Annotated in this window: 1 pseudogene; it reads right to left on the minus strand. The window is 74.4% G+C overall.

Features of this window, described 5'->3' with window-relative positions:
• Nucleotides 1-34: 34 nt before the first annotated feature.
• Nucleotides 35-223, minus strand: a pseudogene (locus ACNQQL_RS36310) (hypothetical protein); the annotation flags it as partial.

Consider the following 223-nt stretch of genomic DNA (forward strand, 5'->3'; position numbering starts at 1 on the left):
TGACGGCCTGACCAGTTGGTGAGGCCGTCGCCGTTCAGCGCATGTAGATCGCGGGGGACGGCGTGTTCGCCGGGAGCTGGATTTCGGCGCGGGCGCCGTTGCGGTCGACGACGATCGAGCGGGGGCGGACTTCGGCGAGCTTCGCGCCGGGCGCGACCTCGGCACCGAGCGACACGGCGCGCGGCGGTTCGCCGCCGATGCCGATGATCGCGGCGGCGCCGCG

It is taken from the genome of Burkholderia sp. LFS061 (assembly GCF_047978125.1).
Taxonomy (GTDB): Bacteria; Pseudomonadota; Gammaproteobacteria; order Burkholderiales; family Burkholderiaceae; genus Burkholderia; species Burkholderia pyrrocinia_C.